23 protein-coding genes and 1 tRNA gene are annotated in these 19,710 nt (G+C 73.8%); 12 read left to right on the top strand and 12 right to left on the bottom strand.

Going from position 1 to position 19,710, the window contains the following annotated elements:
- Positions 1–100: 100 nt before the first annotated feature.
- Entirely contained in the window at positions 101–1,078 is a 978-nt protein-coding gene (locus AB0H37_RS03745) for a sensor histidine kinase (protein WP_360611138.1), read from the bottom strand.
- Positions 1,079–1,234: 156 nt separating this feature from the next.
- Entirely contained in the window at positions 1,235–1,852 is a 618-nt protein-coding gene (locus tag AB0H37_RS03740; protein ID WP_360611136.1) for a TetR family transcriptional regulator, read from the bottom strand.
- Between the two features lie 38 nt (positions 1,853–1,890).
- Between AB0H37_RS03740 and AB0H37_RS03735 the strand changes: the two genes are divergently transcribed.
- Together AB0H37_RS03735 and AB0H37_RS03730 are read left to right on the top strand one after the other, a co-directional pair.
- A complete protein-coding gene (locus AB0H37_RS03735; protein ID WP_360611134.1) occupies positions 1,891–3,492 on the top strand; it encodes an MFS transporter in 1,602 nt (533 codons plus the stop codon).
- Positions 3,455–3,539, top strand: a tRNA-Leu gene (locus AB0H37_RS03730). The genes AB0H37_RS03735 and AB0H37_RS03730 overlap by 38 nt, the downstream gene beginning before the upstream one ends.
- Before the next feature lie 34 nt (positions 3,540–3,573).
- Here AB0H37_RS03730 and bcp read toward each other — a convergent pair.
- Complete coding sequence (bcp, locus tag AB0H37_RS03725; RefSeq protein WP_229809970.1) at positions 3,574–4,041, bottom strand: thioredoxin-dependent thiol peroxidase; 468 nt, start codon at positions 4,039–4,041, stop codon at positions 3,574–3,576.
- A 154-nt stretch (positions 4,042–4,195) separates the two neighbouring features.
- Between bcp and AB0H37_RS03720 the strand changes: the two genes are divergently transcribed.
- A complete protein-coding gene (locus AB0H37_RS03720; protein WP_179837202.1) occupies positions 4,196–4,504 on the top strand; it encodes a DUF3618 domain-containing protein in 309 nt (102 codons plus the stop codon).
- Here AB0H37_RS03720 and AB0H37_RS03715 read toward each other — a convergent pair.
- From AB0H37_RS03715 to AB0H37_RS03700, 4 genes are read right to left on the bottom strand one after another with little or no spacing between them, the layout of a single operon-like run.
- Positions 4,455–4,772, bottom strand: coding sequence for a zf-HC2 domain-containing protein (locus AB0H37_RS03715; protein WP_218935380.1), 318 nt, complete (start codon positions 4,770–4,772; stop codon positions 4,455–4,457). The two genes, AB0H37_RS03720 and AB0H37_RS03715, sit on opposite strands and share 50 nt — an antisense overlap.
- Before the next feature lie 52 nt (positions 4,773–4,824).
- Complete coding sequence (locus tag AB0H37_RS03710) at positions 4,825–5,496, bottom strand: SIMPL domain-containing protein (RefSeq protein ID WP_179837201.1); 672 nt, start codon at positions 5,494–5,496, stop codon at positions 4,825–4,827.
- 30 nt (positions 5,497–5,526) lie between these two features.
- Positions 5,527–6,711, bottom strand: coding sequence for an amino acid deaminase/aldolase (locus AB0H37_RS03705; protein ID WP_329098572.1), 1,185 nt, complete (start codon positions 6,709–6,711; stop codon positions 5,527–5,529).
- Between the two features lie 42 nt (positions 6,712–6,753).
- A complete protein-coding gene (locus AB0H37_RS03700) occupies positions 6,754–7,695 on the bottom strand; it encodes a PHB depolymerase family esterase (protein WP_360611131.1) in 942 nt (313 codons plus the stop codon).
- A 209-nt stretch (positions 7,696–7,904) separates the two neighbouring features.
- Here AB0H37_RS03700 and purU point away from each other — a divergent pair, with 209 nt between their 5' ends.
- From purU to AB0H37_RS03660, 8 genes are all read left to right on the top strand, one after another.
- Complete coding sequence (gene purU, locus AB0H37_RS03695) at positions 7,905–8,765, top strand: formyltetrahydrofolate deformylase (protein ID WP_329086315.1); 861 nt, start codon at positions 7,905–7,907, stop codon at positions 8,763–8,765.
- 120 nt (positions 8,766–8,885) lie between these two features.
- Positions 8,886–9,500: a DUF6286 domain-containing protein gene (locus tag AB0H37_RS03690; protein WP_360611128.1), complete on the top strand. Its 615-nt coding sequence runs from the start codon at positions 8,886–8,888 to the stop codon at positions 9,498–9,500.
- Positions 9,501–9,606: 106 nt separating this feature from the next.
- Positions 9,607–10,182: a hypothetical protein gene (locus AB0H37_RS03685; protein ID WP_329086317.1), complete on the top strand. Its 576-nt coding sequence runs from the start codon at positions 9,607–9,609 to the stop codon at positions 10,180–10,182.
- Positions 10,183–10,592: 410 nt separating this feature from the next.
- Complete coding sequence (locus tag AB0H37_RS03680) at positions 10,593–12,299, top strand: sensor histidine kinase (RefSeq protein ID WP_360611126.1); 1,707 nt, start codon at positions 10,593–10,595, stop codon at positions 12,297–12,299.
- Positions 12,296–12,967 (top strand): response regulator, encoded by a 672-nt coding sequence (locus tag AB0H37_RS03675; RefSeq protein ID WP_360611124.1) that lies wholly within the window; start codon positions 12,296–12,298, stop codon positions 12,965–12,967. Before AB0H37_RS03680 ends, AB0H37_RS03675 begins: the two co-directional genes overlap by 4 nt.
- A gap of 48 nt (positions 12,968–13,015) precedes the next feature.
- Positions 13,016–13,177 carry a hypothetical protein gene (locus tag AB0H37_RS03670; RefSeq protein WP_179278653.1) on the top strand — a complete coding sequence of 54 codons (162 nt, stop codon included), beginning with the start codon at positions 13,016–13,018 and terminating at the stop codon, positions 13,175–13,177.
- Positions 13,178–13,555: 378 nt separating this feature from the next.
- Entirely contained in the window at positions 13,556–14,719 is a 1,164-nt protein-coding gene (locus AB0H37_RS03665) for a thiolase family protein (protein WP_360611122.1), read from the top strand.
- A 39-nt stretch (positions 14,720–14,758) separates the two neighbouring features.
- Positions 14,759–15,202, top strand: a complete 444-nt coding sequence (locus AB0H37_RS03660; RefSeq protein WP_179837194.1) for a helix-turn-helix domain-containing protein — start codon at positions 14,759–14,761, stop codon at positions 15,200–15,202.
- 48 nt (positions 15,203–15,250) lie between these two features.
- On the opposite strand, the gene AB0H37_RS03655 is transcribed toward AB0H37_RS03660, so the two are convergent.
- From AB0H37_RS03655 to AB0H37_RS03640, 4 genes are all read right to left on the bottom strand, one after another.
- The gene (locus AB0H37_RS03655) at positions 15,251–15,871 is read right to left on the bottom strand and encodes a LysE family translocator (RefSeq protein WP_329086328.1); all 621 of its coding nucleotides are present in this window, start codon (positions 15,869–15,871) and stop codon (positions 15,251–15,253) included.
- A gap of 72 nt (positions 15,872–15,943) precedes the next feature.
- Positions 15,944–16,315, bottom strand: a complete 372-nt coding sequence (locus AB0H37_RS03650) for a MerR family transcriptional regulator (RefSeq protein ID WP_179837192.1) — start codon at positions 16,313–16,315, stop codon at positions 15,944–15,946.
- A gap of 49 nt (positions 16,316–16,364) precedes the next feature.
- The gene (locus tag AB0H37_RS03645; protein ID WP_360611119.1) at positions 16,365–17,114 is read right to left on the bottom strand and encodes an SDR family oxidoreductase; all 750 of its coding nucleotides are present in this window, start codon (positions 17,112–17,114) and stop codon (positions 16,365–16,367) included.
- A gap of 36 nt (positions 17,115–17,150) precedes the next feature.
- Positions 17,151–17,726, bottom strand: coding sequence for a TetR/AcrR family transcriptional regulator (locus AB0H37_RS03640; RefSeq protein WP_360611117.1), 576 nt, complete (start codon positions 17,724–17,726; stop codon positions 17,151–17,153).
- An 89-nt stretch (positions 17,727–17,815) separates the two neighbouring features.
- Here AB0H37_RS03640 and AB0H37_RS03635 point away from each other — a divergent pair, with 89 nt between their 5' ends.
- Entirely contained in the window at positions 17,816–18,277 is a 462-nt protein-coding gene (locus tag AB0H37_RS03635; protein WP_179837189.1) for a nuclear transport factor 2 family protein, read from the top strand.
- Positions 18,278–18,286: 9 nt separating this feature from the next.
- Here the strand turns inward: AB0H37_RS03635 and AB0H37_RS03630 are convergent, their stop codons facing one another.
- The gene (locus tag AB0H37_RS03630; RefSeq protein ID WP_360611115.1) at positions 18,287–19,660 is read right to left on the bottom strand and encodes an L-serine ammonia-lyase; all 1,374 of its coding nucleotides are present in this window, start codon (positions 19,658–19,660) and stop codon (positions 18,287–18,289) included.
- Positions 19,661–19,710 lie beyond the last annotated feature (50 nt).

Genomic DNA, 19,710 nt, shown 5'->3' with positions numbered 1-19,710 from the left:
CAGCGTACGCCGGTCCGATGTCTTTGGAAGCCCAACGCATGGAGTTCCTCACGCTCCGTTCGAACCGCCGTGGTCACCTCGGCGATTCGCCGTGGTCGTGCTACGGAAGGGCGATGCGCAGCCGCACGGCGGTGCCGTTACGGCCCGTCCGGATCTGGACGAACGAGCACAGCAGCCGCACCGCCCACAGCCCGAACCGGTCGCCGGGCGGCCCGCCGTCCGGCTTCGGCGGGACGAGCCCGAACCCGCCGTCCGGCTCCCAGCGTCCTCGGTCGGTGACCTCGCAGACCAGGGCGGCGGCGCCGGGTGACGCGTCGGTCCACGTCCGCAGGACGACGGGCGGCTCGCCGTGCCGGAACGCGTTCGTGACGACCTCGGTGACCGCGACCAGGAGCCGCTGCAGGTCGCCGCCCGGCAGCGTGGTCTGCGCGCAGTCGGTGACCCACACGCGGAGCCAGTACAGGTCGGGGCGCTCGACCTCCAACGTCTCGGCGCCGTCCGGTGGCGGGGGCAGCGGCTCACTGTCGCACCGGGCGCAGTAGGCCGCGGTGCTCACGAAGCCGGGGTTCGGGAGGGCCCGCGCGCCGCGCGCGGTCTCGGGGTGCGTCCTGCGCCCGGCCGCGACGACGGAGGCGGGAAGCGACGCCGCGTAGGGGCACATGATCGCGGCGCCGGTGTCGCGGAACGCCTCGTTCAGCACGGCCTCGGCCCGCTGCCACTCGACGACCTCCAGCGGCGGCCGCGTCGCCCAGACGGGCTCGCCGAGGACGCGCAGCCGTCGTCCGTGCCGCGCGGTCTCGCAGGCGACGCCCAGGCAGTCCGCCAGCGAGCGGGACGGGTGCGCGTACCAGGCGGCGGCCTCGGTGAACTCGACGCCCGCCGCGGCGGGCCCGAGGGCGTCGCGCAGCAGCATCTCGCGCCCCGTGCCGCACACCGCGAGGACGCGGTCGCCCGCGTCGAGGCCGGCGCGCAGGAAGGGCACCGCGCCGCCGAGGAACTCCTCCGCACCGGAGAAGGGCAGCAGGCGATGGGTGAAGCCGCCGCTCAGGAGATCGGCGCTCGCGGAGCCGGCGCTCACGGCGGTCCCGCCAGATGTGTGATCATGTTGTCACCGGCTGCGCGTGGTGAAAGGGTGCGGCCAGCCTAGAGCGCCCGCCCCGGGCGCGCTGGGAATCTTTGCCCGAATCGTCCGATGTGTCGTCCGCAATCCCGCCGCGGCGTGTCCGCTACCGGCTCACCGCATCCGGGACCGGCGGGACGGGCTGTGGACGGCGGCGCGGAGGCCGGGGGCGAGGTACCGGATTAATTCATCGGGCGGCATCGAGGCGACGGGTTCCATCGCGAGGATGTAGCGCACGAAGATCAGCCCGGCGAGCTGGGCGCCGAACGCCCCGGCCCGCGCGGTGGCGTCGGGGCCGCCGAGATGGTCGGCGATGCGGCCGACCACCTCGCGTTCCAGGAGGTCGCGCACCAGCCGGGTCAGGTCCGGGTCCTGGACGGCCGCGCGCACCATGAGCAGCAGCGGCGCGCCGCGCTCGGGGTCGTCCCATGTGGCGACCAGCGCGCGCAGGACGCGTTCGGGCAGCTCGGCGGGGTCGCCGGGCAGCGCGCCCGCCAGCACCTCGGGCGGGTTGGCGACGAGCCCGAGCACCGCCCCGAAAAGGCCCTTCTTCGAGCCGAAGAAATAGCTGATCAGCGCGGCGTCCACGCCCGCCTCGGCGGCGACGGACCGCATCGTGACCGGCCCGTACCCGTCGGCCAGGAACCGCCGGCGGGCCACCGCGAGGATCGTCTCGCGGGTGTCGGGGCTGCCGCGCCGGCGCCCGCGTCCGGCCCCGGGTTTATTCATCATGGTTGAAATATAGGCCGGGCCGGAGGCACGGTCGAGGTATGAACACCACGAAGCAGGGGCCGGGCGCCGTCCACCGGGCGGTGCTGCCGGCGGTGATGCTGTCCCTCGCCACGGTGGTCTCGGCCGTGGCCTCGCTCAACACGGCGGTGCCGTCCATCGCCCGCGACACCCACGCCGGCCTCACCGAGCTGTCGTGGATCATCGACGCCTACGCGCTGGTCTTCGCGGCCCTGCTGCTGCTCGGCGGCGCGATCGGCGACCGCTACGGACGGCGGCGCGCCCTCGCCGCCGGGCTCGTCGTGTTCGGTGCGGGCTCGGCCGCGGCGGCGCTGGGGGGCGACCCGAACTGGCTGATCGCGATGCGCGGCGTCCTCGGCGTCGGCGCGGCCCTGGTCATGCCGGCGACGCTGTCCACGATCACCTCGACGTTCCCGGCCGCGCAGCGCACCCGCGCGGTCGGCGCCTGGGCGGGCGTCGCCGGGGCCAGCGCCATCTTCGGCCTGCTGGTGTCGGGGACCCTGCTGGAGTTCTGGTCGTGGCGGTCGGTGTTCTGGATGAACGTCGTGCTCGCCGTGGTCGCGCTGGTCGCGACGCTCGCGTTCGTCCCCGAGTCCGCCGAGCCGGACGCGCCGAGGCTCGACCTGACCGGCGCGCTGATCACCGTGGCCGGGCTCGGCGCCGCCGTCTACTCGATCATCGAGGCGCCGACGCACGGCTGGGCCTCCGCGCGGACCCTGCTCGGCATCGCCGCCGCCCTGGTCGTCCTCGCCGGGTTCGTCGCGTGGGAGCTGAAGCGGCCGAACCCGCTGCTCGACCCGCGGCTGTTCCGGCTCCGGGCCTTCTCGGCCGGCTCCCTCACGATCACCCTGCAGTTCTTCGCCTTCTTCGGCTTCGTCTTCATCATCCTGCAGTACCTGCAACTGGTGAAGGGCGACAGCGCGCTCGTGGGCGCCCTCAGCCTGGTGCCGATGGCGCTCGCGATGATGCCGTCCGCCCGGGTCGTCGCGCCGAAGCTGGCCGCGAGGCTCGGCCCGCGCCGCGTCATCACGGCCGGCCTGCTCCTGGTCGGCGTCGGGATGCTGGTCTTCTCGCTGCTGGACGAGGACAGCACCTACTGGCTGCTGCTCGCGGGCCTCATCCCGTTCGGCGCCGGCATGGGCCTCGCCATGACCCCGTCCACCGCCTCGATCACCGACGCGCTGCCCGCCGAGAAGCAGGGCGTGGGCTCGGCGATGAACGACCTGGCCCGGGAGCTCGGCGGCGCGCTCGGCATCGCCGTCCTCGGCAGCCTCCTCCAGTCGGTCTACCGCGCGAACCTCGACCTCGGGAACCTTCCGGACCCGGCCGCCGAGCAGGCGAGGACGTCCGTCGCGGTGGCGGTACGGCTCGGCCCGCAGGCCGCCGACCACGCGCGGGCGGCCTTCAGCGACGGCCTCCAGTCGGCGTTCCTCACCGCGTCGATCGCGCTCGCCGTCACCGCGGTCGCCGTCGCGATCCTGTACCGGGCGCCCCGGCGGGAGGCCGCGGAATCCGTTCCCGCACCCGCCGATCAGGGCGCTAAGCTGAACGCGCCCTCGAACGGGAGCCCGGACGAGGGCACGGGCGGGCGTGGCGAAATCAGGTATACGCGGCAGGTTTAGGTCCTGTTGGTGGCGACACCGTGGGGGTTCGAATCCCCCCGCCCGCACCCGGCCCGCGCGGAGCGCGGGCCGGCGCGGTGCCTACAGGCCGAGGTCGCGGCGGAGGCGCTCCACGTGCCCCGCCGCCTTCACGTTGTAGTACGACTTCTCGATCTTGCCGTCGGCGTCGATGAGGAACGTCGACCGGATGACCCCGACGACGGCCTTGCCGTACAGCTTCTTCTCCCCGTAGGCGCCGTAGGCCTGCAGGACCTTCGTGTCCGGGTCGGACAGGAGCGGGAACGTGAGCCCTTCCTTGTCCCGGAACTTGGCGAGCTTGGCCGGCTTGTCGGGGGAGACGCCGACGACGGTGACGCCCGCGGCCTCCAACTCGGGCAGGCTTCCCTCGAAGTCGACCGACTCCTTGGTGCAGCCGGGGGTCATGGCCGCCGGGTAGAAGTAGAGGATCACGCGCTTGCCGCGCAGCGAGGCCAGCGACACCGCGGTCTCGTCGGCGTCGGGTAGCTCGAACTCGGGGGCGACGTCGCCCGGCTGCAGCCGCTCGGACACCCTGTCCCGCCTTTCGCTCGGATGGTGGGTCCAACGGTACCGGCTGGGGTGCGGCGGGCATCCGCCGGGAAGACCTGCAAGACTGTGCGGATCACCGCTCGGCTCGTCACGGTCCCGGCCCGCGCGAGTACGCCCGACACGATAAGGACACGGCATGGCTGACAAGAGCCGCGACCCGGAGGCGCTGGAACGGGAGATAGAGCGCAGCCGGCGGCAACTGGCCCGCACCATCGACGAGCTCGCCGACCGGGTCAGCCCGCGGAACGTCGCGCAGCGTGGCGCGGAGCGGCTGAAGGAGGAGGCCGACCAGGTCGCCAAGGCGCTCGGCGCGATGGTGCGCCCCTCCGAGGACGAGGACGGCGAGGGCGGTCAGATCGACAGGCGGCTGGTGCTCGCGGGCGTCGGCGCGGCGGTCATCGTGACCGCCCTGGTCCTGCGGCGCCGTAGGCGCAGGCGCCCCTGAGCCCCGCCCCCGAGGCGCCGGTCCGCGGTCCGCGGCCGGCGCTTCCGCGTTTCCGGGCGGGACTCGGGTGCGGCGGGACGGCGCCGTTCCACTGCCGGGCGGAGCGGGCGAGCAGCTCGGCGACGTCGCGGAGCCGGGCGAGCTCGTCCCGGCACGGCGGGCAGTCGTCCAGGTGCGCCGACAGCGCGTCCGCCTCGGCGTCGGCGAGCCGCCCGATGGCGTAGACGCCGAGGCCGATCCGGTACTCCCCGCAGTCCGTTCCTCCCACGTCCTGGAGTACGGGCGCGGCGGCCCCCGCAGTTCAGCGGAGGCCGGGCCGGTCAGCCGAGGTCGGGCGCCGTCGCGGTGAACCGGGCCTCGACCGTGGCGCGGACGATCTGCGTCTCGGGCTCCAGGTCGATCGGCTCGGGCTCCTCGGCGGCCCCGCCCGGCGCGCGCCCGTAGGCGGCGGCGAGCGCGACGGGCCCGCCCGCGCCGTTGTCGCGGCCGAGGCCCTCGTCCGACAGCTCCACCAGCCCGGTGAGCCGGGCCCCGAGCGCCTCGGCGTAGCCGCGGGCCCGCTCGACGGCCTCGTTCGCCGCCTGCCGCGCGGCCCGCCGGTACACCTCGCTGTCGTGCCGCAGTTCCCACTCCGGCCCGGAGACGTAGGTGCGCTCCAGGTCGCCGAGCCGGGTGACCAGCTCGCCCAGCACCGCGAAGTCGCTGACCGTGATCTTGATCCAGACGGTGCCGCGGTAGGCGCGGACGTCGCCCTCGCGCCGCTTGTACTTCAGCAGCGGCGTGATCGACAGGCCGCCGGTCTCCAGCTTCTCCACAGCCTCGCCGTAGGACTTGACCAGGTCGAGGCACCGCTGGTTCCGCTCGGTGAGCCGATCGAGGGCCGCGCGCCGGTCCGACTCCTGCGACTGGACGTGCACCGACAGCCGCGCGATCTCCGGCTCGGCCTCCAGCACCGCCTCGCCGCGGACACTGATCATGGGAGCGTCGCTCATGCCCCCCAACCTAGACGGTCGGGCGGGCGCTCACAGGAACGTGCGGCCCTCGCCCCGGTAGGTGGGGACGGTGCGGACGTGCCGGCCGTCCTCGACGAGGTGCAGCGCGTCGAAGCGTTCGCACAGCTCCCCGGCCTTGGTGTGGCGGAACCAGACGCGGTCGCCGACCGCCAGCAGGTCGGCGGCGCGTCCGAGCAGCGGCGTCTGCACCTCGCCCGCGCCCTCGTTGCCGTTGTAGGACAGGCCCGTCGGCAGATAGGGCTGGGGGAGGCGGACGGCGTCGGCCGGTCCGGACGCGAGGTAGCCGCCGCCGAGGCACGTCACGACACCGGGCGCCGGACGCCGGACGACGGGCAGCGCGAACAGCGCGGCCGGCCGTCCGGTGAAGTTGGAGTACTGGTCGAACAGGTGCGGCTGGTAGAGGCCGGAGCCCGCCGCGACCTCGGTGACGGCCCGCTCGGCCGCGGTCTTCTCGACGCTGCCGGTGCCGCCGCCGTTGACGAACTCCAGCTCGGTCAGCCCCCGGACGGCCCGGACGATCGCCGCGCGGCGCCGGGCCAGCTCCGCCCGGGACTGCCGCTGCATGGCGCGGATGACGCGGCCCCGCGCGGGCCGGCCGGGCGGCACGTCGCCGACGCCCGCGATCTGCGACTCGTAGGCCATCAGGCCGACGAGGTCGAGCGAGGGCCGCTTGAGGACCAGCTCGGCGAACTCCCCGACGTCGGCGGCGGTGTGCAGCGGGGAGCGCAGCGCGCCGATCCGGACCCGGCCGCCGAGCGTGCGGAACGAGGCGTCGATGTCGATGCAGACCCGCACGCGCCGGTCGCCCGCGGCGGACTCGATCAGGTCGAGGTGCTCGGGGGAGTCGATCATCAGCGTGACGGCGCGGGCGGCGCGGGGATCGTCGGCGAGCGCGGCGATCGCGCTGCGGTCGGCCGTGGGGTAGGCGACGAGGATGTCGTCGCTGACGCCCTCGGCGGCCAGCCAGAGCGCCTCCGGGAGGGTGAACGCCATGATCCCGGCGAAGCCGTCCATCGCGAGGACGTCCTCCAGGAGGGCCCGGCAGCGCACCGACTTGCTGGCGACCCGGATGGGCTTGCCCGCGGCGCGGCGCACGAGGTCGGCGGCGTTGGCGCGGAAGGCCGCGAGGTCGACGACGGCGAACGGCGCCTCTAGTCCGGCGGTCGCGGCGTCATAGCGGTCCCGGAGGTTCATGCTCGTCACGATGCCATACTACCGGGAGAATATGAAAAGCTCTCACGTCCCGCTGCGCGGATGGGCGGCGAAGAAGCTCCAGAGCATCGAGCTCGCCTCCTTGGGCCACTGGTGCCGCCCCCCGTCGATCTTGCAGAAGGTCACGGCGACGCCGCGGCCGCCCTTGCCCGTGCTCTCGCACCGGGTGTCGTCGCTCAGCGCCTTCACCCGCTCGCGCGGCTGGGGCAGCCCCGCGAGCCTGCGCCAGAAGTCCACCGCGTCCGAGACCGGCGGGAACGGGCGCTTGTCGTTGAAGTCCCGGTTGCCGCCCCCGTTGAAGGGGACGTTCCCGTCCGCCGTCCCGTGGAAGATCATCGCCGAGACCGGACGGCCCGGATCGCACTTGGTCACCAGCGCGCCCTCGACCACTCCGATCGCCGCCACCTTGCCCGGCTTCTCGCAGGCCATCCGGTACGCCATCCCGGCGCCGTTGGAGAACCCGGTGACATAGACGCGTTTCGGGTCGGCCAGCCTGGCGCCGGTGAGCTTGTCGATGAGCTTGCCGAGGAACCCCACGTCGTCGACGTTGCCGACCTTCGCCGCGCCGCAGCAGTCGCCCGCGTTCCACGTGGTCATGAACCCGTCGGGGTAGGCGACGAGGAAGCCGTGCTCGTCCGACAGCTTGTCGAAGCCGGTCAGGTCCCGCATCTTCGACATGGTGGCCAGGCCGCCGTGCAGGGCGATGACCAGCGCGGGCTTGTCGGCCGGCCTGCCGTCCTTCCATGTCCCGTCCGCGACCTTGGACGGGACGTGCAGCAGGTACTCGCGGTGCCCGACCGTCCCCACGTCGAGCTTCTGCTTGTGCGTCCCCTCGGAGGTCGGGACGCCGTCGACCGTCGCGGGACGGCCGCCCTTCCCGCCCTCGCCGCCCTTCTCGCCGGTCTTGTCGGTGCAGCCCGCCAGGGCCAGGGTGACCGCCAGCGCCACGAGCGCGATTCGCCGCATGGGGGCAAAGGTAACCCCAAGCCAAGGCTTCAAACTACTCACCGGTAGACAAGGGGGCGGTGGAAAGGCGCACGCGGCAGGGCCGCCGGCCGCCGCGCGGATCCCCGCCCGACCGGCCTGTACAGCGGCGGGACGGAACGCCGCCGCGTAAGCTCGGGAGGGACCCGTCCTGAGCCGGCGCCTCCCGCGCCGAGGCGAGAATGAGACCCGTGAGCGAACCCGTGAACGAGTACGTGCTGACCCTGTCCTGCCCCGATCGGCCCGGCATCGTGGCCGCCGTCTCGGGGCTGCTGGCCGAGCGCGGGTGCAACATCGTCGAGAGCCAGCAGTTCGGCGACGGCGAGACCGGCACCTACTTCATGCGGGTGCAGTTCACGGCGCTCGACGACACCGACCCCGACGAGCTGCGCGGGGCGTTCGCGTCCCTGGTGCCCGAGCTCGGCCTGGAGTGGCGGCTGCACCCGCTGGCCGAGCGCCCGCGTGTGCTGATCATGGTGTCGAAGGGCGGGCACTGCCTCAACGACCTGCTGTACCGGACGCGGTCCGGGCTGCTCGACATCGACATCGTCGCGGTCGCGTCCAACCACCCCGACCTGCGGCCGCTCACCCAGTCGTACGGGATCGACTACCACCACCTGCCGGCCGGGCCGGGCGGCAAGGCCGCGCAGGAGGCCGAGATCCTGACGCTGGTCGAGCACTACCGCGTCGACCTCGTCGTCCTCGCCCGGTACATGCAGATCCTGTCCGACGACTTCTGCGCCAAGCTGCCCGGCGCGATCATCAACATCCACCACTCGTTCCTGCCGAGCTTCAAGGGCGCCCGCCCCTACCACCAGGCGCACGCGCGCGGCGTGAAGCTGATCGGCGCGACCGCGCACTACGTCACCGCCGACCTGGACGAGGGGCCGATCATCGAGCAGGAGGTCGCGCGCGTCGACCACAGCCACAGCCCGGAGGAGCTGGTGGCCGTGGGGCGCGACGTGGAGTGCCTCGCGCTCGCCCGCGCCGTCCGCTGGCACGCCGAGCACCGCGTGCTGCTCAACGGCGACCGGACGGTCGTCTTCCGCTGACCTGCGGGTTTCCCCGACCGGCGAACGCGTGAGATGTCGGCATGGCGTGTTTCACTCCGCGTGACTTTCGCGCACCATGGGTGACGAAGCCGGATGTGCCGAGGGCTCACGGGGGTGGCTATGGCCGAGACGCTGGTCAAGGAGCTGATCGAGGAGGCGCAGGGCAGGCGGCTGGCGCGCCGGCTCGCCGTCCGCGAGCTGCGGCCCCGCCGCGCGTTCGCGGGGCTCGCCGCGGCGCTGCTGGTGACCGCGTTCGCCGGGGTGGCCGCGATCGAACTGCTCGCCGGGGCGCTCGGATCGGCCGTCCACCCGGTGCCGGGCGTCGCCCCGGTCGTGGAGGCCCTGCGGCGGCACGCCTGGAACGACCCGGACGTGCTGGCGGCGTCGGGCGCGCTGGCCGCCCTCGGGGCGGCCCTCATGGCGGCCGCGCTGCCCGGACGGCTGCGCGGGGTGCCGCTGGCGGGCGCCGATCCGCGGCTGGCGGGCGTCATCGGCCGCGCCGCGCTGCGCCGCACGCTCGCCGCCGCGGCGCTGGAGGTCCCCGGCATCGAGCGCGCACGTGTCCGGGGCCTCGGGATCTTCCGGCGGGGCCTGCTCGTGCGGGCCGCCACCCACTACCGCAACCCGGCGAACCTCGCCGACCTCGTCCACGACGCGGTCGACGCGCGCCTGGACCGGATCGAGCCGATGCACCGGCCGCCGGTCGACGTCCGCCTCGGCTGGCGGAAGGACTGAGGTGCCGGCGGAGGGACCGACCGTGCCGGCGGAGCGTCCGACGGCGCCGGGCGGGACGTCTGACAGGGCTGCGAAAGGACCGACGGTACCGACGGAAGGACTGACGATGAGGATCGCGCTCGCGGTGACCGGGGCGGTGCTGCTGCTGGCCGGTGCGTCCGGTCTCGCCCTCGGCCTCGGCGCCTTCGACGCGTTCGGCGCCCTGTCGGAGCGGCCGCTGCTCGACCCCGCCCTGGCGCGCTTCACCCGGGAGACCGGCTGGTTCCTGCCGGCCGCGGCGGGCGCCGCCGAGGTGCTGGCGCTCGCCGGCCAGCTGTGGCTGGTCCTCCAGGGGCGGGCCGTCGTCCACCACCGGTGGCCCGACCTCGACCCCGAGACCCGCGCCCGGGCCCGCGCCGCCGCCGACGTCCTGCACCGGGACGCGCGCGGCCTGCCTGGCGTCCAGGACGCCCGCGCCCGCCTCACCGGGACGGTCGACCGGCCGCGCCTGCGGCTGAACGTGTCCTGCGGGGGCGATGCGCTCGTCAGCGAGGTGTACGGGGAACTCGGCGCGGGCCCGGTCGAGCGGTACCGCCGCGCGGTCGGCATGCCCGACCTCCCGGTGGTGATCCGCTTCCGGCCGGTGGCCGAACGGCCCCGCAGGCGCCTGCGCGGGCGCCGTCCGCAGCCCGAGTCCGCGTGAAACGGCCGCCCGGCGCCGGAGCGGGGACGCGCGGCGCCGGGCGGCCGGGCCTCTGGACGGGCGCGCCGCCCGGCGCGGGGAGCGGGGCCTTCCGCGTCCCGGACGGCTCGGCGGCCGATGCGACGATCATGAAGGAGGCGGGCGGGGTCACGGGGCACCTCCTCGGCTCAGGACCCCCGGCCTCGGTGCGAGGAGCGGCGCCCGCCCGGTCCGGTCGGATCGGCGGGCGGGCGGCCGCCCCGCGGCGGCACCCATCCTCCGGCCGAAGCCGGAGCATGCACACCATGGGCGCCGCTCTGGAGGTGAGCTCGCAGGTACTATGCGCGGTTCCGTGACGGCGGTCACCCTTGTGTACATTTCGTTCACGGCAAGGTGCGATGTGGTGACGTCGAGAGGCGAGGGGGGCGGGAGTGCGTCCTCGATGGGCGGCGCCCGGCCGCTGGAGCCTGGCACGGCAGCTGCTCGTGCTCCAGGCGGCGATCGTCGGGCTCCTGGTGGCGGCCGGCGCGGCGCTGGCCTTCCTGGACTCCGGCCGCGCCGTCGACGACAGCGCGGCCCAGACGGTGTCGGCGGTCGCGGCGAGCATCGCCGACGCCCCGACCGTCCGGGCCGCGCTCGCCGACCCGGCCCCGAGCCGCCTCCTGCAGCCCTACGCCGAACGCGTCCGGCACGACACCGGCGTCGACTTCATCACGATCATGAGCCCGGCCGGGATCCGCTACACGCACCCGAACCCGTCGCGCATCGGCGGGCCGTTCGTCGGCAACACCGCGCCCGCGCTCGCGGGCCGGACGTTCACCGAGACCTACACCGGCACGCTCGGACCGTCCGTGCGCACCGTCGCCCCCGTCTTCGGCGAGGACCACCGGGTGGTCGCCCTGGTCGCGGTCGGGATCACGGTCAAGGCGATCTCGGCCGAGCTCCGCCAGCGCCTGCTGGCCCTCGGCGCCGTCGCCGCGGCCGTCCTCGCCGTCGGGATGGCGGGCAGCTACCTCGTCTCCGCCCGCCTCCGCCGCCAGACCCGCGGCGTCGCCCCCGACGAGCTGCGCGGCATGTTCGAGTACTACGAGGCGATCCTGCACGCCGTCCGCGAAGGCCTCCTGATCCTCGACCGCGCGGGCCGCATCGTCCTCTGCAACGACGCCGCACGACACCTCCTCGACCTCGGCGGCCCCCGCACCCCGTCCCCACCCGCCGCGGTGCGCGGGGGTGGGATGCCGCGCGGGCGGGCCTCGGGGGAGTTGCGGGGGCGGAACGTGGCGGAGCTGGGGTTGCCGGAGGAGTTGGTGGCGACGCTGGTGTCGGGCGAGCGGCGGTCGGACGAGATCCATGTGGGGGACACGCGGGTGCTCGTGGTGAACACCTCGCCCGTCCGGTCGCGGGACCGCGTGATGGGAAACGTCGTCACCCTGCGGGACCACACCGAGCTGCAGGCGCTGACGGGTGAGCTGGACACGGTGCGCGGGTTCGCCGAGTCGTTGCGCTCGCAGGCGCACGAGGCCGCGAACCGGCTGCACACGGTGGTGTCGCTGGTGGAACTGGGCCGTTCCGAGCAGGCCGTCGAGTTCGCGACCGCCGAACTGGCGAGCGCGCAGCGGCTCACCGACCGGGTCGTCGGCTCGGTCGGCGAGCCGGTGCTGGCCGCGCTGCTGCTCGGCAAGTCCGCCGAGGCGGGGGAGCGCGGCGTGGAGCTCGTGATCGGCGAGGACAGCGTGATCGAGGGCACGATCGAGCCGCGCGACCTGGTCACCATTCTCGGCAACCTCATCGACAACGCGGTCGACGCGGCCGTCGAGGGCGCCGGCGACCGGCCGCCGCGCGTCGCCGTCAGCGCAGGCGAGCAGGACGGGGCGCTCGTGCTGGAGGTGTCCGACAGCGGGCCGGGCGTGGACCCGTCCGCCGTGCCCGCGCTGTTCCGGCGCGGGTGGACGACGAAGTCGTCCGGCGGCCCGGTCGGGCACGGCCTCGGCCTCGCCCTGGTCGGCCAGGCGGTCCGCCGCAATGGCGGTGACGTGCGGGTGAGCGCCGCCGGTCCCGATCACGGCGCCGTGTTCACCGTCCGGCTGCCGCTGCCGAGGCGGACCGTCGAGGCGGGGCACGGGGGCGGCGAGCCGTGATCAGAGTGCTGGTGGTCGAGGACGACCCGGTGGCGGCGGAGGCCCACCGGACCTACGTCGAGCGGGTCGCCGGATTCACCGTCGCCGGGGTCGTGCACTCGGGGGCGGACGCGCTGCGGTTCTGCGGGCGCACGCAGGTCGACGTCGTCCTGCTGGACTTCTACCTGCCGGACACGCACGGCCTCACCGTCTGCCGCGCGCTGCGCGCCGGGGGACGGGACGTGGACGTCATCGCCGTGACGTCCGCGCGGGACCTCGCGGTGATCCGCACCGCCGTGGCGGTGGGCATCGTCCAGTACCTGCTGAAACCGTTCACGTTCGCCTCGCTGCGCGACAAGCTCGTCCGGTATGCGCGGTTCCGGGAGCAGGCGGTCGGCTCGGGGGAGGTCAGCGGGCAGGCGGACGTGGACGGGATGCTCGCCACCCTGCGCACCCCCGACCACCACGCGCTGCCCAAGGGGATGAGCGGGGAGACCCTCCAGGCCGTGACCGACGTGCTCGTGTCGGCCGCCGAGGGCCTTTCCGCCGCCGCTGCCGCCGATCTCAGCGGCGTCTCCCGGGTCACCGCGCGCAGGTACCTGGAGTACCTGGCGGAGAGCGGGCTGGCGGACCGCCGGCCCCACTACGGCCAGGTCGGCCGTCCTGAGGTGCGCTTCTATCCCCGCTAGACGGGGTACCTAAGGACCGACAGTTGGAACGACATCGGGGGAGTTGTCGTGAACGACAAGCCTGGCAAGCCCGGGAAGCCCACGGGCAAGGCGGAGTCCGAACCTGAGCGCGAGAAGCGGCCGCGCCGCGGCGAGGAGGCCACGGGCAAGGGGCCGAAGCGCAAACCGGGCGACGCCGCGCGCAAGATGCGGGAGATGTACAAGGGCTAGACGGTCCGCCGGGACGGCGGTCCCCGATGCTTGACGGCGGTTTGGACTCCCATTTTGGGTCTATGTCGGCTTGTGGGACTAACGTCCATAGTGAACGCGACGTCGAGGAGATCGAGGAGGCACGCTTGTCCGACCGACGACATTCGGGCGGCCCGCCCGAGGGGCTCTTCGACGCATGGAGGGTAGAGACGGACCACGGCACGGGCCCCTCCCGCTGAGCGGCCCGAAGACCCGGGGGTTGTGGCGATGGCTGCGGCCCCCGGGTTTTTTGCGCACTTAGTTGTGTAATCCAACTCACTCGCGATGTGGATTGTGCTCTCCAGTCGGCCGAGCGGATACTGCCCGAGTGAGTTGGAAAACACAACGGAGGTGGGGTTCATGCGGGACGCGGTGATCGTGGAAGCGGTGCGCACGCCGCTGGGCAAGGGCAGGGCGAACGGGGCCCTGCACGGCGACCACCCGGCCGACCTGCTGGCGCGGACGCTGGCGTCCCTGGTCGAGCGGGCGGGCCTCGACCCGGCGGCCGTGGACGACGTGATCGGCGGCGTGGTCACCCAGGCCGGCGACCAGGCGCTCAACATCACCCGCACGGCCGTCCTCGCCGCCGGGTTCCCCGAGAGCGTTCCCGCGATGACGGTCGACCGGCAGTGCGGCTCGTCCCAGCAGGCCCTGCACATCGCGGCGCAGGGCGTGCAGAGCGGCGCCTACGACATCGCCATCGCCTGCGGGGTCGAGTCGATGTCGCGGGTGCCGATGGGGTCGAGCGTGCTGCCGGGCAGCGACCCGTTCGGAACGCTGCTCCCCGACCGCTACCCCGGCGGGCTCGTCGGCCAGGGAATCAGCGCCGAGCTGATCGCCGCCCGCTGGGACCTGTCCCGGGAGGAGCTCGACGCCTACGCCTACGAGTCCCACCGCCGCGCCGCAGAGGCGTGGAAGAACGGCGAGTTCGACCGGGAGGTCGCCTGGACCGGGCAGCGGGACGAGACCGTCCGCCCGGGGACGTCGCCGGAGATCCTCGCCGGCCTGAGGCCCGCCTACGACGACGATCGCATGGCCGAGCGGTTCCCCGAGATCGGCTGGAAGATCACCGCGGGCAACGCCTCCCCGGTCAACGACGGCGCCGCGGCCGTCCTGGTCATGGGCGCCGACGTCGCCGCGCGGCTCGGCCTGCGCCCGCGCGCCCGCTTCCACGCCTTCGCCGTGACGGGCGACGACCCCCTGCTGATGCTCACCGCGATCATCCCCGCCACCGCGAAGGTGCTGGAGCGCGGCGGCCTCACCCTGGACGACATCGACCTGTTCGAGGTGAACGAGGCGTTCTCACCGGTCGTCCTCGCGTGGGCGCGCGAGACCGGAGCCGACCTCGCGCGCGTCAACGTGCGCGGCGGCGCGATCGCCATCGGCCACCCGCTCGGCGCGAGCGGCGCCCGCCTCATGACGACCCTGCTGCACGCCCTGGAGGACCGCGGCGGCCGGTTCGGCCTCCAGACCATGTGCGAGGCGGGCGGGCTGGCCAACGCCACCGTCGTGGAGCGGCTCTGACGGGCGGTCCGGCCAGGTCCGGCGGCTAGGCTTCCCGGTATGCCGAAGGACGCCGATCCGCGCGAGTGCTCGATCGCCGACACCCTGGACCTGGTCGGCGAGCGCTGGAGCCTGCTGGCGATCCGGGAGCTGAGCTACGGAGTGCGGCGCTTCGACCAGATCGTCCACAACACCGGCGCGTCCCGCGACATCCTCACCGCCCGCCTCCGCAAGCTGGAGGCGGGCGGCATCATCCGCCGGGAGCGCTACAGCGACCATCCGGTGCGCCACGAGTACCGCCTCACGCCCGCCGGCACAGAGCTGTGCGACGTCCTGCTCGTGCTGATGGCCTGGGGCGACCGGCACCTGCACCCGGACGACCCGCCCGTCCGGTGGCACCACTCCTGCGGCGAGACGGTCAGCCCCCTGGTCGTCTGCCGTCACTGCGGCAACGAGGCCCGCCAAGGCGCGCACTCCCCCACAGGCCGAGGCGCCCGCCCCTGACCACCCCTTCCCGGGCGGCGCCTTCCCGGGCGGGTGCGGTTCGCGGCGTCACCGCTCCGCGGCCAGGCGGATGCCCAGGCCGATGAAGAGGGTTCCCACCGTGGCGTTGAGCCTGCGGCGGGCGGTGTGGCGGCGGCGCAGCCAGTCTCCGATGCGTCCGGCGAGGACGCCGACGGTGCCGTCCACGAGGAACTCCAGCGCGATCAGGATGGCGCCGAGGATCGCGAACTGCGCCCAGACATGCCCGAGCCCGGGATCGATGAACTGGGGCAGGAACGCGACGGTGAAGGTGACCATCTTCGGGTTCAGCAGGTTGGTCAGCAGCCCGTTGAGATACGCCCGCCGCCCCGAGACGCCGTCCGGTGCCGCGTCCACGTCCCTGCGGTGCCGCAGGGTCTGGACGCCCAGATAGATCAGATAGGCGGCCCCGGCGACCCGCACCACCGTGAACGCGACCGGTACCGCCGCGAAGAGCGCGGCCAGCCCCGCCGCGGCCACGGCGATGTGCAGGGCCTCGCTCGTCGCGACTCCGGCCGTGGCGAGCAGCCCCGCCCGCGGGCCGCCCCGCATGCCGCACCCGAGGACGAACAGCATGTCGGGACCGGGGATCACCATGGCGATGATCGAGGTCACGAAGAACACCGCGAGCAGATGCGCGTCGATCGGCATGTCGCGATCATCACACGGTTCCCGGTTTGTTCGGAACTGGCCGACCCGGGCGGGGCCTTCGGAAGTCGCGCGTCAGCGGGCCGGTGCGGGGCGTCGCTCGCCCGCCCGGGCCAGGGCGGTCGCGAGGCGGTCGCGGGCTTCGGCCTGGGCGCTGATGCGGGCGTCGAGGATCGCGAGGCGGTCCTGTGCGATCTGGAGGCCCCTGGCGGACGGGGGCGAGGCCGCGACGTCGCCGTCCAGGCAGACCGAGAAGGCGCGCACGTCGTCGAGGGTGAGGCCGACGGCGAGCAGCTCCCGGATGTTGCGGACCCGCACGGCCGCGCTCTGGTCGTAGATCCGGTACCCGTTCTCCGCCCGGCGGGACGTGATCAGACCCGCCTCCTCGTAGTGCCGCAGCGCGCGCGGCGTCGTCCCGGTGATCCGCGCCAGCTCGCCGATCCGCACCGCCACCACCTCCGGCCCCAGTCCTACCAGGTGCCGCGCCCGCCCGCGCTCAGGCGATCACCGCGCCCCCGTCCACCGCGAGGACGACGCCGGTGACGAACGAGGCGGCGGGCGAGGCCAGCCGCGTGATCGCCCAGGCGACCTCCTCGGGGCGGCCGACACGGCCGAGCGGGGTGTGCTCGATCTGCCACTGCCGGAGCGCCGCCAGGCGCTCGGCGGAGAGGCCCTGGTGCTCGCCGATCGGGGTGGCGATCGCGCCGGGCGCCACGGCGGCCACCCGGATGCCGCGGGGCGCGAGCTCCACCGCCCAGCCGCGCGTCAGCGTCTCCAGCGCCGACTTCGTGGCGGCGTAGAACGCGTTGCCCGCCCAGCCCCGCTGCCCGACGGACGTGCTGACGTTGACGACCACCCCGCCGCCCTCCAGCGCGGGCAGCGCCGCCCGGGTCAGCAGGACGGGCGCCACCAGGTTCGTGGCGAGCTGCGGCGCGATCGTCTCCGGGGTGAGGGTCTCCAGGGTCCCGCTCCGGACGATCGCCGCGTTGTTGACCAGCACGTCCAGCCGCCCGTGCACGTCGGTCACCCTGCGCACGATCTCGGCCGCCGCGCCGTCGCCGGTGACGTCGGCGGCGAGGGGCTCGATGCCGGGGTGCCCGTGCGCGGTCTCGGCCAGGGGGTCCGCGCGGCGCCCGACGGCCACCACCAGGGCTCCGTCGGCCGCGAACATGCGCGCCGTGGCGCGTCCGATCCCGGTTCCCGCGCCGGTGACCAGGACGACCCTGTCCTGCGATTTCGTCTTCATGCCCCCCAGCCTGGAACCCTGCCGCCAACGGCAGGGTCAACCCTGGCCGGTCCTGTCCAGGAGGAGCCGGGCGCCCGTCCGGGCGCGGGCGGCGGCGGTGGGGTCGCCGTGGATTCCGGCGACCACGATGGCGCCCTCGGCGAGCAGGTAGACGGTTTCGGCGGCGGACGCGTCGACGGGCGAGACCAGGGCGACGACCTGGTCGCGGAAGGCCTGCTTGTGGGCTCGGGCCGCGTCCGCGATCGGCCGGGAGGACGAGCCGAGCTCCCCGTGGGCGTTGACCCAGGCGCAGCCGCGGAAGCCCGGCTCGGCGAACCACGCGCCGAGCCAGTCGAACAGGGCGAGGACGCGCCGCCGGGGGTCGGGCTCGGCGTCCAGGTGGGCGGCCAGGCTCGCCCGCCAGCGGCGGTCGCGGCGGTCCAGCATCGCGACGACGAGGGCCTCCTTCGTCGGGAAGAGCCGGTAGATGCGCTTGAGCGGCAGGCCGGACACGGTTCGCAGCTCGTCCATGCCCACCGCCTGGACGCCCTGCCGGTAGAAGAGGCGCTCCGCGACGTCCAGCAGCCCCTGGCGGTCCCGGTCCTGCTGCTCCTCGGTGATCGCGGCCGGCATCGACGCTCCTGGCTTGACGTTGAGAACGGGCGTTCCCTATCGTAGCGGAATAGACAGAGAACGCTCGTTCTCAACTTGAGGAGGCCGCTGTGCCCGACGACCGTCCGCCCTACCCGCCGTTCACCCTGGAGACCGCCGGGCAGAAGGTCCAGGCGGCCGAGGACGCGTGGAACACCCGCGACCCGCACCTGGTGGCGCAGGCCTACACGCCCGACTCGGTCTGGCGCAACCGGGACCGGTTCGTCACCGGACGGGAGGAGATCATCGCGTTCCTGACGGACAAGTGGGAGCGGGAGCTCGACTACGCGCTGCGCAAGAGCCTGTGGGGATTCCGCGAGAACCGCATGGCCGTCCGCTTCCAGTACGAGTGGCACGACGCCGGCGGGCAGTGGTGGCGCAGCTACGGCAACGAACTGTGGGAGTTCGACGAGCGCGGCCTCATGCGGCGGCGGGAGGCGAGCATCAACGACGTCGCGATCGGCGAGGCCGACCGGCGCATCCACGGCCCGCGCCCCGCGAGCGAGCACGGACTCGACGTCCCGCTCCGATAGCGCGGGCGCTCAGCATTCGATGACGTTGACGGCGAGGCCGCCGCGCGAGGTCTCCTTGTACTTGTCGAGCATGTCGCGGCCGGTGTCGCGCATGGTCTTGATGGCCTTGTCGAGGGAGACGAAGTGGCGGCCGTCGCCGCGCAGGGAGATCCGGGCGGCGCTGATGGCCTTGACGGCGCCGACGGCGTTGCGCTCGATGCAGGGGACCTGGACCAGGCCGCCGACGGGATCGCAGGTCAGCCCCAGGTTGTGCTCGATGCCGATCTCGGCGGCGTTCTCCACCTGCTCGGGGGTGCCGCCGAGGACCTCGGTGAGCCCGGCGGCGGCCATCGAGCAGGCCGAGCCGACCTCGCCCTGGCAGCCGACCTCGGCGCCGGAGATCGAGGCGTTCTGCTTGAACAGCACGCCGATCGCCCCGGCCGTCAGCAGGAACCGCACGACGCCCTCGTCGTCCCGGCCGGGGATGAACCGGTCGTAGTAGTGCAGGACGGCCGGGATGATGCCCGCGGCGCCGTTGGTGGGGGCGGTGACGATCCGCCCGCCCGCGGCGTTCTCCTCGTTGACGGCGAGGGCGAACAGGGTGATCCAGTCCATCGCGTGGAGCGGGTCGGACGCCTTCTCGACGGAGAGCTGGCGGTGCAGCTGGGGAGCGCGGCGGCGCACCTTGAGCCCGCCCGGCAGCAGGCCCTCGCGCGTGCAGCCCCGGACGACGCAGGCCCGCATGACCTGCCAGAGTTCGAGCAGGCCGTCCTGGATCTCGGCGGCGTCGCGGCCGAACGCCCTCTCGTTCTCCAGCATCAGCGCGGAGATCGAAAGGCCCGTCTCCCGGCAGCGTTCGAGCAGCTCGGCGGCCGTGTCGAAGGGGTGCGGCAGGACGGTGTCGTCGGGCTTGATGCGGTCGGCGCCGGTGGCGTTCTCGTCCAGGATGAAGCCGCCGCCGACCGAGTAGTACACCTTGGCGCGCAGCTCCTCGCCCGAGGCGTCCAGGGCCGTGAAGCGCATCCCGTTGGGGTGGCCGGGCAGCGACTCCTTGCGCTCGAAGACCAGGTGCTCGTTGACCACGAACGGGACGTCGTGGTCGCCGAACAGGCGCAGGGCCCCGCGCTCACGGATGGCGGCGAGCCGCTCGTCCACCCGGTCGACGTCGACGAGTTCGGGTTTGTCGCCTTCGAGGCCGAGGATGACGGCCTTGTCGGAGCCGTGGCCCTTGCCGGTGAGGCCGAGCGACCCGTAGAGGGTGACGGCGACGGACGCGGTCTTCTCCAGCAGCCCGTCGCGCTGCAGGCCCCTGGCGAACCGGTGCGCCGCGGCCATCGGGCCCCCCGTGTGGGAGGACGACGGTCCGATACCGATCTTGAACAGGTCGAAAACGCTGATGGCCATCGCTACCTCGTTGTAGCCGCGCCCCCTCCCCGCGAGGGGAGGGGGCGCCG

It is taken from the genome of Actinomadura sp. NPDC023710 (assembly GCF_040639875.1).
In the GTDB taxonomy this organism is placed as follows: domain Bacteria; phylum Actinomycetota; class Actinomycetes; order Streptosporangiales; family Streptosporangiaceae; genus Spirillospora; species Spirillospora citrea.
Note: the sequence above shows the minus strand (reverse complement) of the source record. Positions and strands in the feature narration are given on the sequence as shown.

Coding starts and splice junctions, on each gene's coding strand:
- AB0H37_RS03685 (WP_329086317.1), top strand. CDS start 9,607: ATGAGGATCGCGCTCGCGGTGACCGGGGCGGTGCTGCTGCTGGCCGGT.
- AB0H37_RS03690 (WP_360611128.1), top strand. CDS start 8,886: ATGGCCGAGACGCTGGTCAAGGAGCTGATCGAGGAGGCGCAGGGCAGG.
- AB0H37_RS03660 (WP_179837194.1), top strand. CDS start 14,759: ATGCCGAAGGACGCCGATCCGCGCGAGTGCTCGATCGCCGACACCCTG.
- AB0H37_RS03645 (WP_360611119.1), bottom strand. CDS start 17,114: ATGAAGACGAAATCGCAGGACAGGGTCGTCCTGGTCACCGGCGCGGGA.
- AB0H37_RS03640 (WP_360611117.1), bottom strand. CDS start 17,726: ATGCCGGCCGCGATCACCGAGGAGCAGCAGGACCGGGACCGCCAGGGG.
- AB0H37_RS03740 (WP_360611136.1), bottom strand. CDS start 1,852: ATGATGAATAAACCCGGGGCCGGACGCGGGCGCCGGCGCGGCAGCCCC.
- AB0H37_RS03720 (WP_179837202.1), top strand. CDS start 4,196: ATGGCTGACAAGAGCCGCGACCCGGAGGCGCTGGAACGGGAGATAGAG.
- AB0H37_RS03700 (WP_360611131.1), bottom strand. CDS start 7,695: ATGCGGCGAATCGCGCTCGTGGCGCTGGCGGTCACCCTGGCCCTGGCG.
- AB0H37_RS03710 (WP_179837201.1), bottom strand. CDS start 5,496: ATGAGCGACGCTCCCATGATCAGTGTCCGCGGCGAGGCGGTGCTGGAG.
- AB0H37_RS03630 (WP_360611115.1), bottom strand. CDS start 19,660: ATGGCCATCAGCGTTTTCGACCTGTTCAAGATCGGTATCGGACCGTCG.
- AB0H37_RS03655 (WP_329086328.1), bottom strand. CDS start 15,871: ATGCCGATCGACGCGCATCTGCTCGCGGTGTTCTTCGTGACCTCGATC.
- AB0H37_RS03735 (WP_360611134.1), top strand. CDS start 1,891: ATGAACACCACGAAGCAGGGGCCGGGCGCCGTCCACCGGGCGGTGCTG.
- AB0H37_RS03705 (WP_329098572.1), bottom strand. CDS start 6,711: ATGAACCTCCGGGACCGCTATGACGCCGCGACCGCCGGACTAGAGGCG.
- AB0H37_RS03665 (WP_360611122.1), top strand. CDS start 13,556: ATGCGGGACGCGGTGATCGTGGAAGCGGTGCGCACGCCGCTGGGCAAG.